13 protein-coding genes are annotated in these 16,900 nt (G+C 56.2%); 6 read left to right on the plus strand and 7 right to left on the minus strand.

What is annotated here, in order from left to right; all coding sequences use genetic code 11:
• Window positions 1–37: 37 nt before the first annotated feature.
• Window positions 38–1,240 carry a nicotinate phosphoribosyltransferase gene (gene pncB, locus GM298_RS04960; protein WP_025755993.1) on the minus strand — a complete coding sequence of 401 codons (1,203 nt, stop codon included), beginning with the start codon at window positions 1,238–1,240 and terminating at the stop codon, window positions 38–40.
• A 254-nt stretch (window positions 1,241–1,494) separates the two neighbouring features.
• Here pncB and pepN point away from each other — a divergent pair, with 254 nt between their 5' ends.
• The gene (gene pepN, locus GM298_RS04965) at window positions 1,495–4,107 is read left to right on the plus strand and encodes an aminopeptidase N (protein ID WP_094918159.1); all 2,613 of its coding nucleotides are present in this window, start codon (window positions 1,495–1,497) and stop codon (window positions 4,105–4,107) included.
• An 84-nt stretch (window positions 4,108–4,191) separates the two neighbouring features.
• Here the strand turns inward: pepN and ssuB are convergent, their stop codons facing one another.
• From ssuB to ssuE, 5 genes are read right to left on the minus strand one after another with little or no spacing between them, the layout of a single operon-like run.
• Window positions 4,192–4,962 carry an aliphatic sulfonates ABC transporter ATP-binding protein gene (gene ssuB, locus GM298_RS04970; protein ID WP_126800362.1) on the minus strand — a complete coding sequence of 257 codons (771 nt, stop codon included), beginning with the start codon at window positions 4,960–4,962 and terminating at the stop codon, window positions 4,192–4,194.
• Window positions 4,959–5,750: an aliphatic sulfonate ABC transporter permease SsuC gene (gene ssuC, locus GM298_RS04975; RefSeq protein ID WP_025755990.1), complete on the minus strand. Its 792-nt coding sequence runs from the start codon at window positions 5,748–5,750 to the stop codon at window positions 4,959–4,961. The genes ssuB and ssuC overlap by 4 nt, the downstream gene beginning before the upstream one ends.
• A 9-nt stretch (window positions 5,751–5,759) precedes the next feature.
• The gene (ssuD, locus tag GM298_RS04980; protein WP_266153715.1) at window positions 5,760–6,905 is read right to left on the minus strand and encodes an FMNH2-dependent alkanesulfonate monooxygenase; all 1,146 of its coding nucleotides are present in this window, start codon (window positions 6,903–6,905) and stop codon (window positions 5,760–5,762) included.
• Window positions 6,902–7,864, minus strand: coding sequence for a sulfonate ABC transporter substrate-binding protein (locus GM298_RS04985; protein WP_025755988.1), 963 nt, complete (start codon window positions 7,862–7,864; stop codon window positions 6,902–6,904). Before GM298_RS04985 ends, ssuD begins: the two co-directional genes overlap by 4 nt.
• A complete protein-coding gene (gene ssuE, locus GM298_RS04990; protein WP_025755987.1) occupies window positions 7,857–8,432 on the minus strand; it encodes an NADPH-dependent FMN reductase in 576 nt (191 codons plus the stop codon). The genes GM298_RS04985 and ssuE overlap by 8 nt, the downstream gene beginning before the upstream one ends.
• 249 nt (window positions 8,433–8,681) lie before the next feature.
• Here ssuE and pyrD point away from each other — a divergent pair, with 249 nt between their 5' ends.
• Window positions 8,682–9,692, plus strand: a complete 1,011-nt coding sequence (pyrD, locus tag GM298_RS04995; RefSeq protein ID WP_045284708.1) for a quinone-dependent dihydroorotate dehydrogenase — start codon at window positions 8,682–8,684, stop codon at window positions 9,690–9,692.
• 165 nt (window positions 9,693–9,857) lie between these two features.
• Complete coding sequence (gene zapC / locus GM298_RS05000; RefSeq protein ID WP_025755985.1) at window positions 9,858–10,400, plus strand: cell division protein ZapC; 543 nt, start codon at window positions 9,858–9,860, stop codon at window positions 10,398–10,400.
• On the opposite strand, the gene GM298_RS05005 is transcribed toward zapC, so the two are convergent.
• Window positions 10,397–11,506 (minus strand): YcbX family protein, encoded by a 1,110-nt coding sequence (locus tag GM298_RS05005; protein WP_047958171.1) that lies wholly within the window; start codon window positions 11,504–11,506, stop codon window positions 10,397–10,399. The genes zapC and GM298_RS05005 overlap by 4 nt on opposite strands.
• Before the next feature lie 98 nt (window positions 11,507–11,604).
• Between GM298_RS05005 and rlmKL the strand changes: the two genes are divergently transcribed.
• From rlmKL to pqiA, 3 genes are read left to right on the plus strand one after another with little or no spacing between them, the layout of a single operon-like run.
• Window positions 11,605–13,713 carry a bifunctional 23S rRNA (guanine(2069)-N(7))-methyltransferase RlmK/23S rRNA (guanine(2445)-N(2))-methyltransferase RlmL gene (gene rlmKL, locus GM298_RS05010; protein ID WP_045284707.1) on the plus strand — a complete coding sequence of 703 codons (2,109 nt, stop codon included), beginning with the start codon at window positions 11,605–11,607 and terminating at the stop codon, window positions 13,711–13,713.
• A 12-nt stretch (window positions 13,714–13,725) separates the two neighbouring features.
• Complete coding sequence (locus GM298_RS05015) at window positions 13,726–15,633, plus strand: ABC transporter ATP-binding protein (protein ID WP_025755982.1); 1,908 nt, start codon at window positions 13,726–13,728, stop codon at window positions 15,631–15,633.
• A gap of 13 nt (window positions 15,634–15,646) precedes the next feature.
• Complete coding sequence (pqiA, locus tag GM298_RS05020; protein WP_025755981.1) at window positions 15,647–16,900, plus strand: membrane integrity-associated transporter subunit PqiA; 1,254 nt, start codon at window positions 15,647–15,649, stop codon at window positions 16,898–16,900.

Raw genomic sequence — 16,900 nt, forward strand, 5'->3', positions numbered from 1 at the left:
TAAGAAGAGGGGAGCCAGTTAAGGCTCCCGTGAGCGCTTAACTGGCTTTTTTAACCTGGGGGAGATCGAACGCTTCGCGTAACGCGCGAACAAACGCTTTGTCATGACAGATGGTTTTGCCCGGGCTGTCGGAGAGCTTCGCCACCGGCTTGCCGTTACATTCCACCAGTTTTATGACGATATTCAGCGGTTTCACCTGGGGAATGTCGCAGGTCAAACGGGTACCAATCCCAAAGCTCAGGTTCACTCTGGCGTTGAAATGACGGTAGAGCTCAACGGCTTTCGCAAGATCGAGGTTATCGGAGAAGACCAGCACTTTGCTCATCGGGTCAATGCCCAGCTTTTCGTAATGGGCAATCGCCTTCTCGCCCCATTCAACCGGGTCTCCGGAATCGTGGCGTAACCCCTGGTAACGCTCGGCGAACTCGGGACCGAAGTCGCGCAGGAAAGCATCCATCGTAATACAGTCGGTGAGGGCGATCCCGAGTTGATTCGGGTACTCCTCAAGCCACGCGGCCAGTGCCGCACGCTGGCTGTTAGCCAGGTCGGGGCTTATCTGCTGGTGCGCCTGGAACCACTCGTGCGCCTGGGTTCCCATTGGCGTCAGGTCGAGACGACGGGCCAGGTCGTAGTTGCTGGTGCCCACGAACCACGGCTCCTGCTGCAGACGTTTTACAATCGCCTCCTGAACGTCGCGGGAGAAACGGCGACGGGTGCCAAAGTCCATCAGACGGAAGCGGGACATATCCAGCCCTTCAGTCATCGTGGCGAAGCCAGCCAGTTTGTTTTCCAGAGAGGCAACCGCCTGGGCGACGCCGGTTTCCGGCGAACGGTAGCGGTGGGCAAGCTCACTGATAACCGCCAGAAGCGGCACTTCCCACATGATCACTTCCCGCCACGGGCCTTCAAGGCGAATATCCAGCTTGCCATTATCGTTAACCACGGTCACCTGCTCCGGCTTATAGCGGAAATCGCGCAGCCAGTTCAGATAGTCGGTTTTGAAGAAAGGCAGGCCAGAAAGCCACTGATATTCGTCGTCCTGCAGCGTCAGATGCTGCATAGCATCGACCTGTTCACGAATGGAGTCTGCGTAGATACCGAGCAAGTCGTCGCCACGGCAGCGGAATTCCGCCGCGACATGAACGTCATAGTAATGGTGGAAAACGGCTTGCTGCATATGCAGTTTATACGCGTCGGTATCCAGCAACGTATGCAGAACAGGAGAAGCGAATTGAGTCATAGGTGCGCAGTAGCATCCTCTCACAGGAGCGTTTAGTACAATAAACAACTCCGGAGTATACCTTGTTTAGTGATTTATTGAACCCCGATCACAACATAAGCGCGTTTAAGGGTCGAGGGCATTTTGTGCCCCGTGTTATATAAATGTAGCAAAAAAGGGTTTTGTTCCTGAAAAGATGAACATTCTGCATAGCGCGTTTTACACAACAGGAATATATTGAAACGTTACTCGACAAACGATGCATAAGGTTTTCTATGACACAACAGCCACAAGCCAAATACCGCCACGACTACCGTGCGCCGGATTACCTGATTAGCGATATCGATCTGACTTTTGACCTGGATGCCACTAAAACCGTTGTGACGGCGGTGAGCCAGGTGACGCGCCACAGCGCAACGGCCGTGCCGCTGCGTCTGGATGGGGAAGACCTGACGCTGGTCTCCCTGCAGATTAATGATGAAGCGTGGTCTGACTATAAAGAAGAAAACAACCAACTGGTCATCGACAACCTGCCTGAAAAGTTTACGCTGCGCATCGTGAATGAAATCAGCCCGGCCGCCAACACGGCGCTGGAAGGGCTTTATCAGTCTGGCGTGGCGTTGTGCACCCAGTGCGAAGCGGAAGGGTTCCGTCACATTACCTGGTATTTGGACCGCCCGGACGTCCTGGCGCGCTTCACCACCAAAATCATCGCCGATAAAAAGCTTTATCCCTTCCTGCTCTCCAACGGTAACCGCGTCGGTGAAGGCGAGCTGGAAAATGGCCGTCACTGGGTTCAGTGGCAGGATCCGTTCCCGAAACCGTGCTACCTGTTTGCGCTGGTAGCGGGAGATTTCGACGTGCTGCGCGACACCTTCAAAACACGTTCGGGTCGCGAGGTGGCGCTGGAGCTGTTTGTTGATCGCGGCAACCTGGACCGCGCCCCATGGGCGATGACCTCGCTCATCAACTCCATGAAGTGGGACGAAGAGCGCTTCGGCCTCGAATACGACCTCGACATCTATATGATCGTCGCTGTCGACTTCTTCAACATGGGTGCAATGGAGAACAAAGGCCTTAACGTCTTTAACTCCAAATATGTGCTGGCGCGTACCGATACCGCCACCGATAAAGATTATCTCGATATCGAGCGCGTCATCGGCCACGAGTATTTCCATAACTGGACCGGTAACCGCGTCACCTGCCGCGACTGGTTCCAGCTGAGCCTGAAAGAGGGCCTGACCGTCTTCCGTGACCAGGAGTTCAGCTCCGATCTGGGGTCTCGTGCGGTAAACCGCATCAACAACGTGCGCACCATGCGTGGCCTGCAGTTTGCGGAAGATGCCAGCCCAATGGCGCACCCGATCCGCCCGGATAAAGTCATTGAGATGAACAACTTCTACACCCTGACGGTGTATGAAAAAGGGGCGGAAATTATCCGTATGATCCACACCCTGCTGGGTGAGGAGAATTTCCAGAAAGGGATGCAGCTGTACTTTGAGCGTCATGACGGCAGTGCGGCCACCTGCGACGACTTTGTGCAGGCGATGGAAGATGCCTCCAATGTCGATCTCTCTCATTTCCGCCGCTGGTACAGCCAGGCCGGTACGCCAATTGTGACCGTCAAAGACGATTACAATCCGGAAACCGAGCAGTACACGCTGACCATCAGTCAGCGTACGCCGCCGACGGCAGAGCAGGAAGAGAAATATCCACTTCATATTCCGTTCAGTATTGAACTGTACGACAACGAAGGCAAAGTCATCCCATTGCAGAAGGGTGGCCACCCGGTGCACCACGTGTTGAACGTGACCCAGGCCGAGCAGACCTTTATCTTCGATAACGTCTACTTCCAGCCGGTACCTGCGCTGCTGTGTGAATTCTCTGCGCCAGTGAAGCTGGAGTACAAGTGGAGCGATCAGCAACTGACGTTCCTGATGCGTCACGCGCGCAACGACTTCTCCCGCTGGGATGCGGCACAAAGCCTGCTGGCAACCTACATCAAGCTGAACGTGAACCGTTACCAGCAGGGCCAGCCGCTGACGCTGCCGGTTCATGTGGCTGACGCGTTCCGCGCCATCCTGCTGGACGAGAAGATTGATCCGGCACTGGCGGCTGAAATCCTGACTCTGCCGTCCGCGACGGAAATTGCGGAGCTGTTTGACATTATTGACCCGATCGCCATCGTGGCGGTGCGTGAAGCGCTGACCCGCACACTGGCGACCGAGCTGGCCGATGAGTTCCTGGCGGTCTACAACGCCAATAAGCTTGACGCGTATCGCGTGGAGCATGCGGATATCGGTAAACGTTCTCTGCGTAACACCTGCCTGCGCTATCTGGCGTTTGGTGAAACCGGGCTGGCGAACACCCTGGTGAGCAAGCAGTATCACGACGCGGATAACATGACCGACGCGCTGGCCGCGCTGGGGGCAAGCGTTGCAGCTGAACTGCCTTGCCGTGATGCGCTGATGCAGGAGTACGACGACAAATGGCATCAGGATGGTCTGGTGATGGACAAGTGGTTCATTCTGCAGGCGACCAGTCCGGCGGCCGATGCCCTCAGCACCGTTCGCAGCCTGCTGAAGCATCGCTCCTTTACCATGAGCAACCCCAACCGCGTGCGTTCCCTGATTGGCGCGTTTGCCAGCAGCAACCCGGCGGCGTTCCACGCCGAAGATGGCAGCGGTTATCAGTTTATGGTGGAAATGCTGACTGAGCTGAACAGCCGTAACCCGCAGGTGGCGTCACGTCTGATTGAGCCGCTGATCCGTCTGAAACGTTACGACGAGAAGCGTCAGGCGAAGATGCGTGCCGCGCTTGAGCAACTGAAAGGGCTGGAAAACCTGTCAGGCGATCTGTACGAGAAGATTGCTAAAGCGTTGGCCTGATGTAAAAGCCCGGTGGCGCTACGCTTACCGGGCCTACATAGGTTTTTCTCCCTCTACCTGTGGGAGAGGGCCGGGGTGAGGGCATCAGGCATTAGCTTTGATCAATGCGCGCTCATTCCCCCCCCGTTTCATCACCCGATCCAGCACTTCAGCTTCGAGCTCCGCCAGTCTTGCGGAACCGACGCGACGAGGGCGTGGAAGGTCTACCGTCAGATCCAGACCAATTTTCCCGTCTTCTATTAATAGCACCCGGTCGGCCATTGCGACGGCTTCGCTCACGTCATGCGTCACCAGCAGCACCGTAAAGCCGTGCGCCTGCCAGAGGGATGCAATCAAATCCTGCATGTCGATTCGCGTCAGGGCATCGAGCGCGCCCAGCGGTTCATCGAGCAACAGCAGGCCCGGACGGTGAATCAACGCCCGAGCCAGCGCTACACGCTGCTTCTGTCCACCCGACAGCGCCGCAGGCCATTCATTTGCACGATGTTCCAGCCCGACGGCGGCCAGCGCCTGGCGGGCTTCATCCCGCCAGTTGCCCTTAAGACCGAGCCCGACATTGTCGATGACCGTTTTCCAAGGCAGCAGCCGCGCGTCCTGGAACATCATACGGGTATCGTCCTGAATATTGGCCAGCGGCGTCGTGCCCGCCAGAATGTCGCCGCCGTTGGGGGACTCCAGCCCCGCTAAAAGACGCAACAGTGTGCTCTTGCCGCCGCCGCTGCGGCCGACAACGGCCACAAATTGCCCGGCGGGAATGTGCAGATCCAGTCCGTTAAGAATGGTGTTTTCACCGTAGCGTTTGGTGACACCGCTGAGCAACAGCGGGGTACCCTGAGTCAGTCGGGCTGTATTCATGCTTTCGCCTCCGAAGTGGTATAGGCTGGATTCCAGCGTAGCCAGCTGCGTTCCAGCCACTGGGCGCTGACATCGGCGAGTTTGCCGAGCAGGGCGTAAAGGATGATGGCGACCACGACCACATCCGTTTGCAGGAATTCGCGGGCGTTCATCGCCAGATAGCCAATGCCGGAGTTGGCAGAGATGGTTTCCGCGACAATCAGCGTCAGCCACATCAGGCCGAGCGCAAAACGCACCCCGACCATAATGGAGGGCAGGGCGCCGGGCAGAATGACATGGGTAAAGAGCGCGAAACCTGATAAGCCGTAGCTGCGCGCCATCTCCACCAGACCGCGATCGATGTTGCGGATGCCGTGCCAGGTGTTGATGTAAATCGGGAACAGCGTGCCCAGCGCCACGAGGAAAATCTTGGCGCTCTCATCAATACCAAACCATAAAATCACCAGCGGGATCAGCGCCAGATGCGGCACGTTGCGCAGCATCTGAATGGACGTATCCAGCAGCCGCTCACCCCAGCGGGACAGACCGCTGATCAACCCCAGCACCAGGCCGATGCTGCCGCCGATGGAAAAACCAATCACCGCGCGCCAGGAGCTGATCGCCAGATGCTGCCACAGCTCGCCGCTGACGCTTAACGACCAGAACGCTTCGATAACGCCCTCCGGGGAGGGCAGAATGCGGCTCGACAGCCAGCCGGTGGACGACGCGAGCTGCCAGATAGCCACAATACCGACGGGTAAAAACCACGGCGCGGCGCGCAGCAACCATTTTTGTGAGGTGGCAGACATGGTTACTCCTTAGCTTTGCGCAGCTTTTCGCGGGATAAATTCGTTGGCCACGGCTTCGCCCTGCAGCTGCAGCTGGCGGGGCTGGGGAATTTCCGGGATGGCCACATCCAGATGCGGGAACAGCAGTTCGCCCACCTTATACGCCTCTTCCAGGTGCGGATAGCCTGAGAGAATAAAGCTGTCGATCCCAAGCTCTGCGTATTCATTTATCCGCGCGGCCACGGTTGGACCGTCGCCGACCAGCGCCGTACCCGCACCGCCGCGCACCAGACCCACGCCTGCCCACAGGTTCGGGCTGATCTCCAGATTCTCGCGTTTGCCGTTGTGCAGGGATGCCATCCGGTGCTGTCCGACGGAGTCAGTTTTGGCAAACGCGGCCTGCGCTTTGGCGATGGTCTCATCATCCAGATGAGAAATCAGACGGTCGGCCGCCTGCCAGGCTTCTTCATTGGTCTCACGCACAATCACATGCAGACGAATACCGAAGCGCACCTTGCGGCCATGGGCGGCCACTTTGGCGCGGACCTGGTCAATTTTTTCTTTTACCAGCTCAGGCGGTTCGCCCCAGGTGAGATACAGATCAACCTGCTCTGCCGCCAGGTCCTGCGCCACATCTGACGAACCACCAAAATAGAGGGGAGGGCGCGGCTGCTGCAACGGCGGGAAGTAAAGCTTCGCGTCGCGAACGTGAATATGCTTGCCTTCGAAGGTCACGGTCTCACCCTCCAGCAGACGTCGCCAGACGCGGGTGAACTCGGCAGAGGCCTCATAGCGCTCGGTGTGGTCGAGGAACACGCCATCACCCGCCAGCTCCTGGGGATCGCTACCCGTCACCAGGTTAAACAGGGCGCGACCGTTGGACAGTCTGTCGAGGGTTGCCGCCTGACGCGCCGCCACGGTGGGGGAGACGACGCTCGGGCGCAACGCGACCAGGAATTTCAGCCGCTGAGTCACCGGGATCATCGAGGCGGCGACCAGCCAGGCATCTTCACAGGATCGTCCGGTTGGGATCAGTACCCCGGTGAAACCGATGCGATCCGCCGCCTGCGCTATCTGCTGCAGATAGCCGTGGTCAACCGGGCGTGAACCCTCTTCTGTACCAAGATAGTGTCCATCACCGTGGGTGGGTAAAAACCAGAAAAGATTCAGACTCATGATTTTGTTCCTTCTTTGCCTGCGGGTTGCCAGATACGTTCACGAATATCCACCTGCTTAGGAACCAGGTGATTTTGATAGAAGAGGTCAGCGGTTTGCTGCTGAAGTGCGGCAACGTGTGCATCTACGGGGGAGATGGTGGTCGGTGGACGGTGGCTGAGGTAGCTCGCGATCACCGGTTCAGGTAAGCCCATGGTTTTTGCCAGCAGGGCAATACTCTCCTGACGCTGGCTTTGAGTCAGGGCATCGGCCTGGGTAAAGGTATCCAGTACGTTCTGAATAAATGCGCCGTTTTTTTCCGCATACGGTTTTGCGGCAAGGTAGAACGAGCCGGTCTGTTTCAGGGTGGTACCGTCTTTCAGTACCCGCACGCCGCCCTGCAGCAGTGCGGCGGAGTAGTATGGATCCCAGATGGCCCAGGCATCCACATTCCCTTGCTGGAAGGCGGCGCGCGCATCAGCCGGGGTCAGATAGACGGGCTGAATATCGGTGAACTTCAGCCCGGCTTCCTGCAGGGCACGCAGCAGCAGATTATGCGAGCTGGAACCTTTCTGGAACGCAACTTTATGTCCTTTAAGATCGGCGACGCTTTTGATGTCGCTTTTTTCCGGTACCAGAATCACTTCGGCCTTCGGTTTAGGCGGCTCAACGCCCACATAGACGAGGTCCGCTCCGGCGGCCTGGGCGAATATTGGCGGAATATCGCCTGTACTGCCCAGATCAATACTGCCGACATTCAGGGCTTCCAGCATCTGAGGTCCAGCGGGAAACTCAACCCAGGAGAATTTGGTGTCCGGGAAGCGTTTTTCCAGAAGCTGGTGGCTTTTGGCCAGCACCATACTCACGCTGCCTTTCTGGTAACCGATGCGTAAGCTCTCAGGGGCGTTATCTGCGGCATGGGCCAGCGACGTCAGTGCCATCAGACCTGCCAGTCCGACGCGGGATAAGATTTTAAACATGAGCGACTCCTTGAGGCTGACCAAACGCCGGGGCCTGAATATCCCTGCGATGCAGGGCATGCCAGAAGGTTTCCAGAGCGTTATCGAGGCGGGTTTGCAGATTAGGCGTAAAGTGTGGTTTGTGCTGATAGTCAATGACCTGGGAGTCATCCGCGAAGACGCCGTGGAGGATCTCCTGCGCTTTCAGCGCGTTCAGGACCGGCTTCAGGGCGTAATCCACCGCCAGTAAATGGGCGACTGTGCCGCCTGTGGCCAGCGGTAACACCACCTTGCCATCCAGTGCGCGTTCAGGAAGCAAATCAAGCAAGGTTTTCAGTGCGCCGGAAAAAGAGGCTTTATAAATCGGCGTGGCGACGATTAAGCCGTCCGCGTCTTTAAGTTGTTCTGTCAGGGTTTTGAGCGCGGGGCTGTCAAAACGGGCGTAAAGCAGATCCTCAGGTTCGAAGTTATGCAGGTTCCAGTGGCACACTTCCACATCCAGGGCATTGAGCTTTTCACGGGCATATTCCAGCAGGGCGCTGGAGCGCGAAGGGAATCGTGGACTTCCGGCCAGAGTAATGACGCGCATACTTCCTCCTTATAACCAATTGTTTGCTTTTATCTAACATTCATAACAATTTTCAGGAGTGTGACATCGCGCGGTTATTCCACTAAATGATTTATCTGCAATTAAAATGCGAAAAAGAGCATAAGAAATCCCCGGGCAGGTAAACGATTGCGTTTTACGCGGCTTTTTTTGCCACAGGTCAATTCCCTTTCGCGCCGGGATCGCCCATAATCCCCTCCCGGTTTGCACACCGGGAATCCAGGAGAGTTCATGTACTACCCCTTCGTTCGTAAAGCCCTTTTCCAGCTCGATCCTGAGCGCGCTCATGAATTTACATTCCAGCAATTACGTCGTATTACCGGAACGCCGCTGGCGGCGCTGGTGCGCCAGAACGTGCCGGAAAAACCTGTGCAGTGCATGGGACTGACTTTTAAAAACCCGCTGGGTCTGGCGGCAGGTCTGGATAAAAATGGCGAGTGCATTGATGCCCTGGGCGCGATGGGCTTTGGCTCCATCGAAATTGGTACCGTCACCCCGCGTCCGCAGCCGGGAAATGACAAGCCGCGCCTGTTCCGCCTGGTCGAAGCCGAAGGGTTGATCAACCGCATGGGCTTTAACAACCACGGTGTGGATCACCTGGTGGAGAACGTAAAAAAAGCCCATTTTGATGGGGTATTAGGCATCAATATCGGCAAAAATAAAGACACGCCAGTCGAGCAGGGTAAAGATGACTACCTGATTTGTATGGAAAAAGTCTACGCCTATGCCGGTTATATCGCGGTGAATATTTCTTCACCCAATACTCCGGGCCTGCGATCCTTACAATATGGTGAAGCGCTGGACGATCTTCTGAGCGCCATTAAAAATAAACAAAATGCCCTGCAGGCGATCCACCATAAATATGTTCCGGTGGCGGTTAAGATCGCCCCGGATCTTTCTGCGGAAGAATTGATCCAGGTTGCTGACAGTTTAGTTCGCCATAATATTGATGGTGTGATTGCGACCAATACCACCCTCGATCGCTCCCTCGTACAGGGAATGAAAAACTGTGATGAAGCGGGTGGGTTAAGCGGTCGTCCGGTACAATTAAAAAGCACCGAAATTATTCGTGCCCTGTCTGCGGAATTAAAAGGACGCCTGCCGATTATTGGCGTCGGTGGCATTGACTCCGTGATAGCTGCGCGCGAGAAGATGGCGGCAGGTGCGTCACTGGTGCAAATCTATTCCGGCTTTATTTTTAAAGGGCCGCCGCTGATTAAAGAAATCGTTACTCATATCTAATCTTTTCTCCTAATCAGACAACCAGGGCTTTATTTCCAGCCCTGGTTGTTTTATATTCCGTCACTGTTGCTTATTTAGACATTATGGTCTTTTATTAATGGTGTTATAAACGAAGCGGCAATCAGGACATTTTTAGTACAGGACGTTTGGGTACGGGAGAGAAACATGCGAATTAAACCTGACGATAACTGGCGCTGGTATTTTTGCGACGAGCACGATCGAATGATGCTCGATTTAGCCAATGGCATGTTGTTTCGTTCTCGTTTCGCCCGCCGAATGTTAACCCCGGATGCGTTTTCCCCGTCTGGCTTTTGCGTGGATGACGCTGCGCTTTATTTCTCCTTTGAGGAGAAATGTCGCGATCTGGTTCTCTCTAAAGAGCAGCGTGCCGAACTGGTATTAAATGCGCTGGTCGCGATCCGTTTCCTGAAACCACAGATGCCGAAAAGCTGGCACTTTCTTGCGCACAACATGAACTGGACCCCGGCAACGGGTGACGCAGCCTGCGTCAATCTGAGCGATACGGCAGAAGAGGTCAGTTTGCTGGTGGTGGAGCCTGGCGAAAATGCCGCGCTCTGTCTGCTGGCCCAGCCCGGCGTGACCATTGCCGGGCGGACGATGCAGCTTGGGGACGCCATAAAAGTGATGAACGACAGGCTGAAACCGCAGTTGCGTATGGACTCGTTCAGCCTCGAGCAGGCGGTTTAAGCTTCCAGCTGTACCGACGTTTTTGGGATACAGCTGCAGCACAGAATGGTCCCGTCTTCGGCAATCGCTGATTTTTTCAGCGCACTGACCTCGCCCTCCACCAGTTTGATTCGACAGCAGCCACAGATCCCCGCGCGGCAGGAATAGGGTATGCGGATCCCCGCTTGTTCCAGTTGCTCAAGTAAAACCTGCTGATTGTTTCCCCGAATGACGCTGCCCTGCCAGTGAATATCCACCGCTGAGCTGACTGGCGTCTCAATATCGACAGACTCCTCTTCCTGACCTGCGCCGTAAACGCGTGCGGGTCCCCGGGCAAGAATTTCTACCTCATCACCGACACGGATCGCGCCGCTGGAGCGCGGGATAAGGTTCTGGCCAAAATCGACATCACCGTTATCCTGCGCGGTACGGAAGGACTGCAGGGTTTTCAGCGGCTCGCCGGAAGGGTGCTTCTGCCCTTTCTCCGGACTCACCGTCGTGAAAATGCAGCGGCTGCAGGGCTTCACCACGTCGAAAATAACGCTGCCAATGCGGATCACTTTCCAGGTGTCTTCTTCCCAGGCGTCTGCTCCCGTCACCACCAGGTTCGGACGGAACTGCTCCATCTGAACGCTGGCTTTGCAGCGGCGTTGTAAATCACGCAGCGAGGCTTCATTGGTCAGCAGGAACGGGAAGCCATCGGCGAAGGAGAGCGGAACCGCATCGTGACGCTTCACGCGACGCGTCAGTTCCGGCCCAACCCAGCGAAGCTGCACGTCGCGGGAGAAAAAGCCGCTCAGCCAGCGGTTAATCTCTTCCGGGGCAATGCGCGCGGTAAAATGATTGCCCCACACTTCCGTTGGCGCATCGACAGGCGCAAAATCAGCAAAGCGGATCACCCGACTTTCACCATCCGGTGCGGTCAGGTGCAAACCGTCATGAAGCGGGGAAGGGGTAAAGCGAACCATCTGCGGGAACTGGCGTGCGGTAATGAACGTCCCGTCCGGCTCGGTGACCATGAAGATACGATCGAAGGCAAATCCGCTCATGTCGGCCAGGGCGTGAGAAACGCCGATGCCGCGCATGGATTTCACCGGATGAATAAAAAGCCTGGATAAGGTCGCCACTGCACAGTCCCTCGAATGAAAATAAGCCTTCAACTTTATGACATACACGCCATATTAGCTATAATGCGCGACAATTTTCTTAGAGTAAAAGTGACGATATGAATTCTCTGTTTGCCAGTACGGCCCGTGGGCTGGAAGAGCTGTTAAAAACTGAACTGGAAGCCCTGGGCGCGCAAGAGTGCCAGGTAGTTCAGGGTGGTGTCCATTTTGAGGGCGACACACGGCTTATTTACCAGAGCCTGATGTGGAGCCGTCTGGCATCGCGCATCATGCTGCCGATGAAGGAGTGTAAGGTTTACAGTGACCTTGACCTCTATACCGGCGTTCAGATGATCGACTGGACAGAGATCTTCACTCCAGATGCCACCTTCGCGGTGCATTTCAACGGCGTGAACGACGAGATCCGCAACAGCCAGTACGGTGCCTTGCGCGTCAAAGATGCCATTGTGGACTGTTTCACGCGTAAAAATAAGGAACGACCAAACGTCGATCGTGAAAACCCGGATCTGCGCATTAACGTCTGGCTCAATGGCGACACAGCAAGTATCTCTCTCGATCTGAGCGGGGCGGGCTTACATCTGCGTGGCTACCGCGATCGCACCGGTATGGCACCGATCAAAGAAACCCTGGCCGCCGCCATCGTGATGCGCTCCGGCTGGCAGCCTGGCACGCCATTGCTCGACCCGATGTGTGGCTCCGGTACGCTGCTGATTGAAGCGGCTATGCTGGCCACCGACCGCGCGCCGGGACTGCACCGCGGCCAGTGGGGCTTCAAAGGCTGGGCGCAGCACGATGAAGCTATCTGGAAAGAGGTGAAAGCGGACGCTCAGGCCCGGGCACGTAAAGGCCTGGCGGAGTACACCTCCCACTTCTACGGTTCGGACAGCGATCCGCGCGTGATTGAACGTGCGCGCAGCAACGCCCGTCGTGCCGGTATCGGCGAGCTGATCACCTTCGAGGTGAAAGATGTCGCCAACCTGACTAACCCGCTGCCGAAAGGGCCTTACGGTACGGTTATCAGCAACCCGCCATACGGTGAGCGTCTCGACAGCGAACCGGCGCTAATTGCCCTGCACAGCCTGCTCGGCCGCAACATGAAAGATTACTTTGGCGGCTGGAATCTCTCCCTCTTTAGCGCCTCGCCGGAATTGCTGAGCTGCCTGCAGCTGCGCGCCGATCGCCAGTTTAAGGCGAAGAATGGCCCGCTGGATTGCGTGCAGAAAAACTACCATCTGGCGGAGAAGGCGGCGGACAGCAAACCGTCGGGCGTGGCGGAAGATTACGCCAACCGTCTGCGTAAAAACCTGAAGAAATTTGAAAAATGGGCGAAGCAGGAAGGCATTGAATGCTATCGCCTGTATGACGCCGATCTGCCGGAGTACAACGTGGCGGTTGACCGCTACGCGGACTGGGTGGTGATTCAGGAATATGCGCCACCAAAAACCATTGATGCGCAAAAAGCGCGTCAGCGCATGCTGGACGTGATTGCGGCGACTATTGCCGTGCTGGGGATTGCGCCAAACAAACTGGTGCTCAAAACCCGTGAACGCCAGAAAGGGAAAAACCAGTATCAGAAGATGGGCGAGAAGGGCGACTTTATCGAAGTGGGCGAATACAACGCCCGTCTGTGGGTTAACCTGACCGACTACCTCGATACCGGCCTGTTCCTTGACCACCGTATCGCCCGCCGTATGCTGGGCCAGATGAGCAAGGGTAAAGATTTCCTCAACCTGTTCTCCTATACCGGCAGCGCCAGCGTGCATGCGGGTCTGGGGGGCGCGCGCAGCACCACCACGGTCGATATGTCCCGCACCTATCTGGAGTGGGCAGAGCGCAACCTGCGCCTGAACGGCTTAACCGGACGTCAGCATCGTCTGATGCAGGCCGACGTGCTGGGCTGGCTGCGTGATACCGATGAGCAGTTCGACCTGATCTTTATCGATCCGCCGACCTTCTCCAACTCCAAGCGTATGGAAGATAGCTTTGATGTACAACGCGATCACCTGCGCCTGATGACCGACCTGAAACGCCTGCTGCGTAAAGGCGGCACGATTATGTTCTCGAACAACAAACGCGGCTTCCGTATGGATCATGACGGCTTAGCAGCCCTGGGACTGAAAGCACAAGAAATCAGCCAAAAAACGCTGTCTCAGGACTTTGCCCGTAACCGTCAAATCCATAACTGCTGGTTGATTACCGCGGTCTGAAAGGAAAAATAAATGTCTTTAATTAGTATGCACGGCGCGTGGCTCTCCTTCAGCGACGCACCGCTTCTCGATAATGCCGAACTGCACATCGAAGATAACGAGCGCGTCTGTCTGGTGGGCCGTAATGGCGCGGGTAAATCCACGCTGATGAAAATCCTCAACCGTGAACAGGGCCTGGATGACGGGCGGATTGTTTACGAACAGGATCTGATTGTCTCCCGCCTGCAGCAGGATCCACCGCGCCATGTGACCGGCAGCGTGTACGATTTCGTTGCGGAAGGCATCTCTGAGCAGGCTGAATACCTGAAGCGCTATCATGAGATTTCGCATCTGGTGATGACCGACCCGAGCGACAAGAATCTCAACGAGCTGGCGAAAGTGCAGGAGATGCTCGATCACCACGGCCTGTGGCAGCTTGAAAACCGTATTAATGAGGTGCTGGCGCAGCTCGGTCTCGAAGCGGATATGGAGCTGTCCGCGCTCTCCGGTGGCTGGCTGCGTAAAGCGGCCCTGGGCCGCGCGCTGGTCAGCGGGCCGAAGGTGCTGCTGCTGGACGAACCCACCAACCACCTGGATATCGAAGCGATTGACTGGCTGGAAGGGTTCCTGAAAACCTTCAGCGGCACCATCATCTTCATCTCTCACGACCGTTCGTTTATTCGCAATATGGCGACGCGTATTGTCGATCTCGACCGCGGTAAGCTGGTGACCTATCCTGGCGATTACGATACCTATCTGCTGGAGAAAGAAGAAAACCTGCGCGTGGAAGAGCTGCAGAATGCCGAGTTCGACCGCAAACTGGCGCAGGAAGAGGTGTGGATCCGCCAGGGGATTAAAGCCCGCCGTACCCGTAACGAAGGCCGCGTGCGTGCCCTGAAGGCCATGCGCCGTGAGCGTAGCGAACGCCGTGAAGTGATGGGCAGTGCCAAAATGCAGGTGGAAGAGGCCTCCCGTTCCGGCAAGATTGTCTTCGAAATGGAAAACGTGAACTATCAGGTTGACGGTAAAGTCCTGGTGAAAGAGTTCTCGGCTCAGGTCCAGCGCGGCGACAAAATCGCCCTGATTGGCCCGAACGGCTGCGGTAAAACCACGCTGTTGAAACTGATGCTCGGACAGCTTCAGGCCGACAGCGGGCGCATTCACTGCGGTACGAAACTCGAAGTGGCCTACTTCGATCAGCACCGCGCGGAGCTGGATCCGGACAAAACGGTGATGGATAACCTCGCCGAAGGGAAGCAGGAGGTGATGGTGAACGGCAAGCCGCGCCATGTGCTGGGCTACCTGCAGGACTTCCTGTTCCATCCGAAACGTGCGATGACGCCGGTACGTGCCCTGTCAGGCGGTGAGCGAAATCGTCTTCTGCTGGCACGTCTGTTCCTGAAGCCAAGCAACCTGCTGATCCTCGATGAACCGACCAACGATCTGGATGTCGAAACGCTGGAACTGCTGGAAGAACTGATTGATGGCTATCAGGGAACCGTGATGCTCGTCAGCCACGATCGTCAGTTTGTTGATAACACCGTGACCGAGTGCTGGATTTTCGAAGGTGAAGGTCGAATTGGACAATATGTCGGCGGCTATCACGATGCAAAAGGGCAGCAGTCGCAGTCTCTGGCGCAGAAACAGGCAAAGTCCAAAATAAGTTCTGAACCTGCTGTAACAAAAGCAGAAACTGTCAAGAAAACCTCGGCTAAACTAAGCTATAACCTGCAGCGCGAACTGGAGGGGCTACCGCAGCGTCTTGAAGAGCTGGAGGCCGCGCTTGAGGATCTGCAAAAACAGGTTGCTGATGCGTCATTCTTTACCCAATCGCATGACTATACTCAGAAAGTATTGGCTGAACTTTCCGCGGCTGAAAAAGCCCTGGAAGACGCCTTTGAGCGCTGGGAGTACCTTGAGTCTCTGAAAAACGGCGCATAAACAGGGATAACATATGTGTGACCAGCACCATGCCGACAGGCATATATTATGCTCGCAATGCGATATGCTCGTGGCGTTGCCAGAGCTTGGTCACGGACATAAAGCCCTGTGTCCACGTTGCGGTACGACGTTGACAACCGAGTGGGACGCGCCGCGGCAGCGTCCCACCGCTTACGCACTGGCGGCACTGTTCATGCTGCTGCTCTCCAATCTCTTCCCGTTCATCTATATGAAGGTGGGGGGGATGACCAGCCAGGTGGATTTGCTTGAAATTCCGGGCGTCATGTTCTCAGAAGATTACGCCAGCCTCGGTACCTTTTTTCTGCTCTTCGTTCAGATAGTCCCGGCTTTTTGTCTGGTCGTTATCCTGATGCTGGTAAACCGCGTCAGGATGCCGCCATCACTGAAAATCAAACTCGCGCGTATCCTTTTTCAGCTCAAAAGCTGGGGGATGGCCGAGATCTTCCTGGCGGGCATTCTGGTCAGTTTCGTGAAGCTGATGGCGTACGGTGACGTGGGGATCGGCAGCAGTTTTATTCCCTGGTGTCTGTACTGCGTCCTGCAGCTGCGCGCCTTCCAGTGCGTCGACAGGCGCTGGGTGTGGGACGATATCGCGCCGGCACCGACGCTTGCGCAGACGGTGAAAGTTGGCGTACCGGGTATTCGGCAGGGGCTGCGTTCGTGCCCGTGCTGTACCGCTGTGCTGCCCGCCGATCTTGACGTTTGTCCGCGCTGTGAAACGAAAGGTCATGTACGCCGTAAAAATAGCCTGCAGTGGACGATGGCGCTGCTGGTGACCTCCATCATGCTCTATCTGCCGGCCAATATTCTGCCGATCATGATCACTGATTTGCTCGGGGATAAAATGCCCTCGACGATCCTCGCCGGGGTCATACTGCTGTGGGGGGAGGGTTCCTACCCGGTCGCCGGCGTTATCTTTATCGCCAGTATTATGGTGCCAACGTTAAAAATGATCGCCATCGCCTGGCTCTGCTGGGATGCGAAAGGCCACGGAAAACGCGACAGTGAACGCATGCATCTGATTTATGAAGTGGTCGAGTTTGTCGGACGCTGGTCAATGATTGACGTGTTTGTGATTGCCGTTCTCTCTGCGCTGGTGCGGATGGGCGGTCTGATGAGTATTTATCCCGCGATGGGGGCTTTAATGTTTGCGCTGGTTGTGATTATGACCATGTTTGCGGCCATGACCTTCGACCCTCGTTTATCGTGGGATCGTGAGCCTGAATCAAGCCATGAGGAAGAGTAA

This window comes from Enterobacter sp. HSTU-ASh6 (assembly GCF_026319105.1).
Lineage (GTDB): Bacteria > Pseudomonadota > Gammaproteobacteria > Enterobacterales > Enterobacteriaceae > Enterobacter > Enterobacter sichuanensis.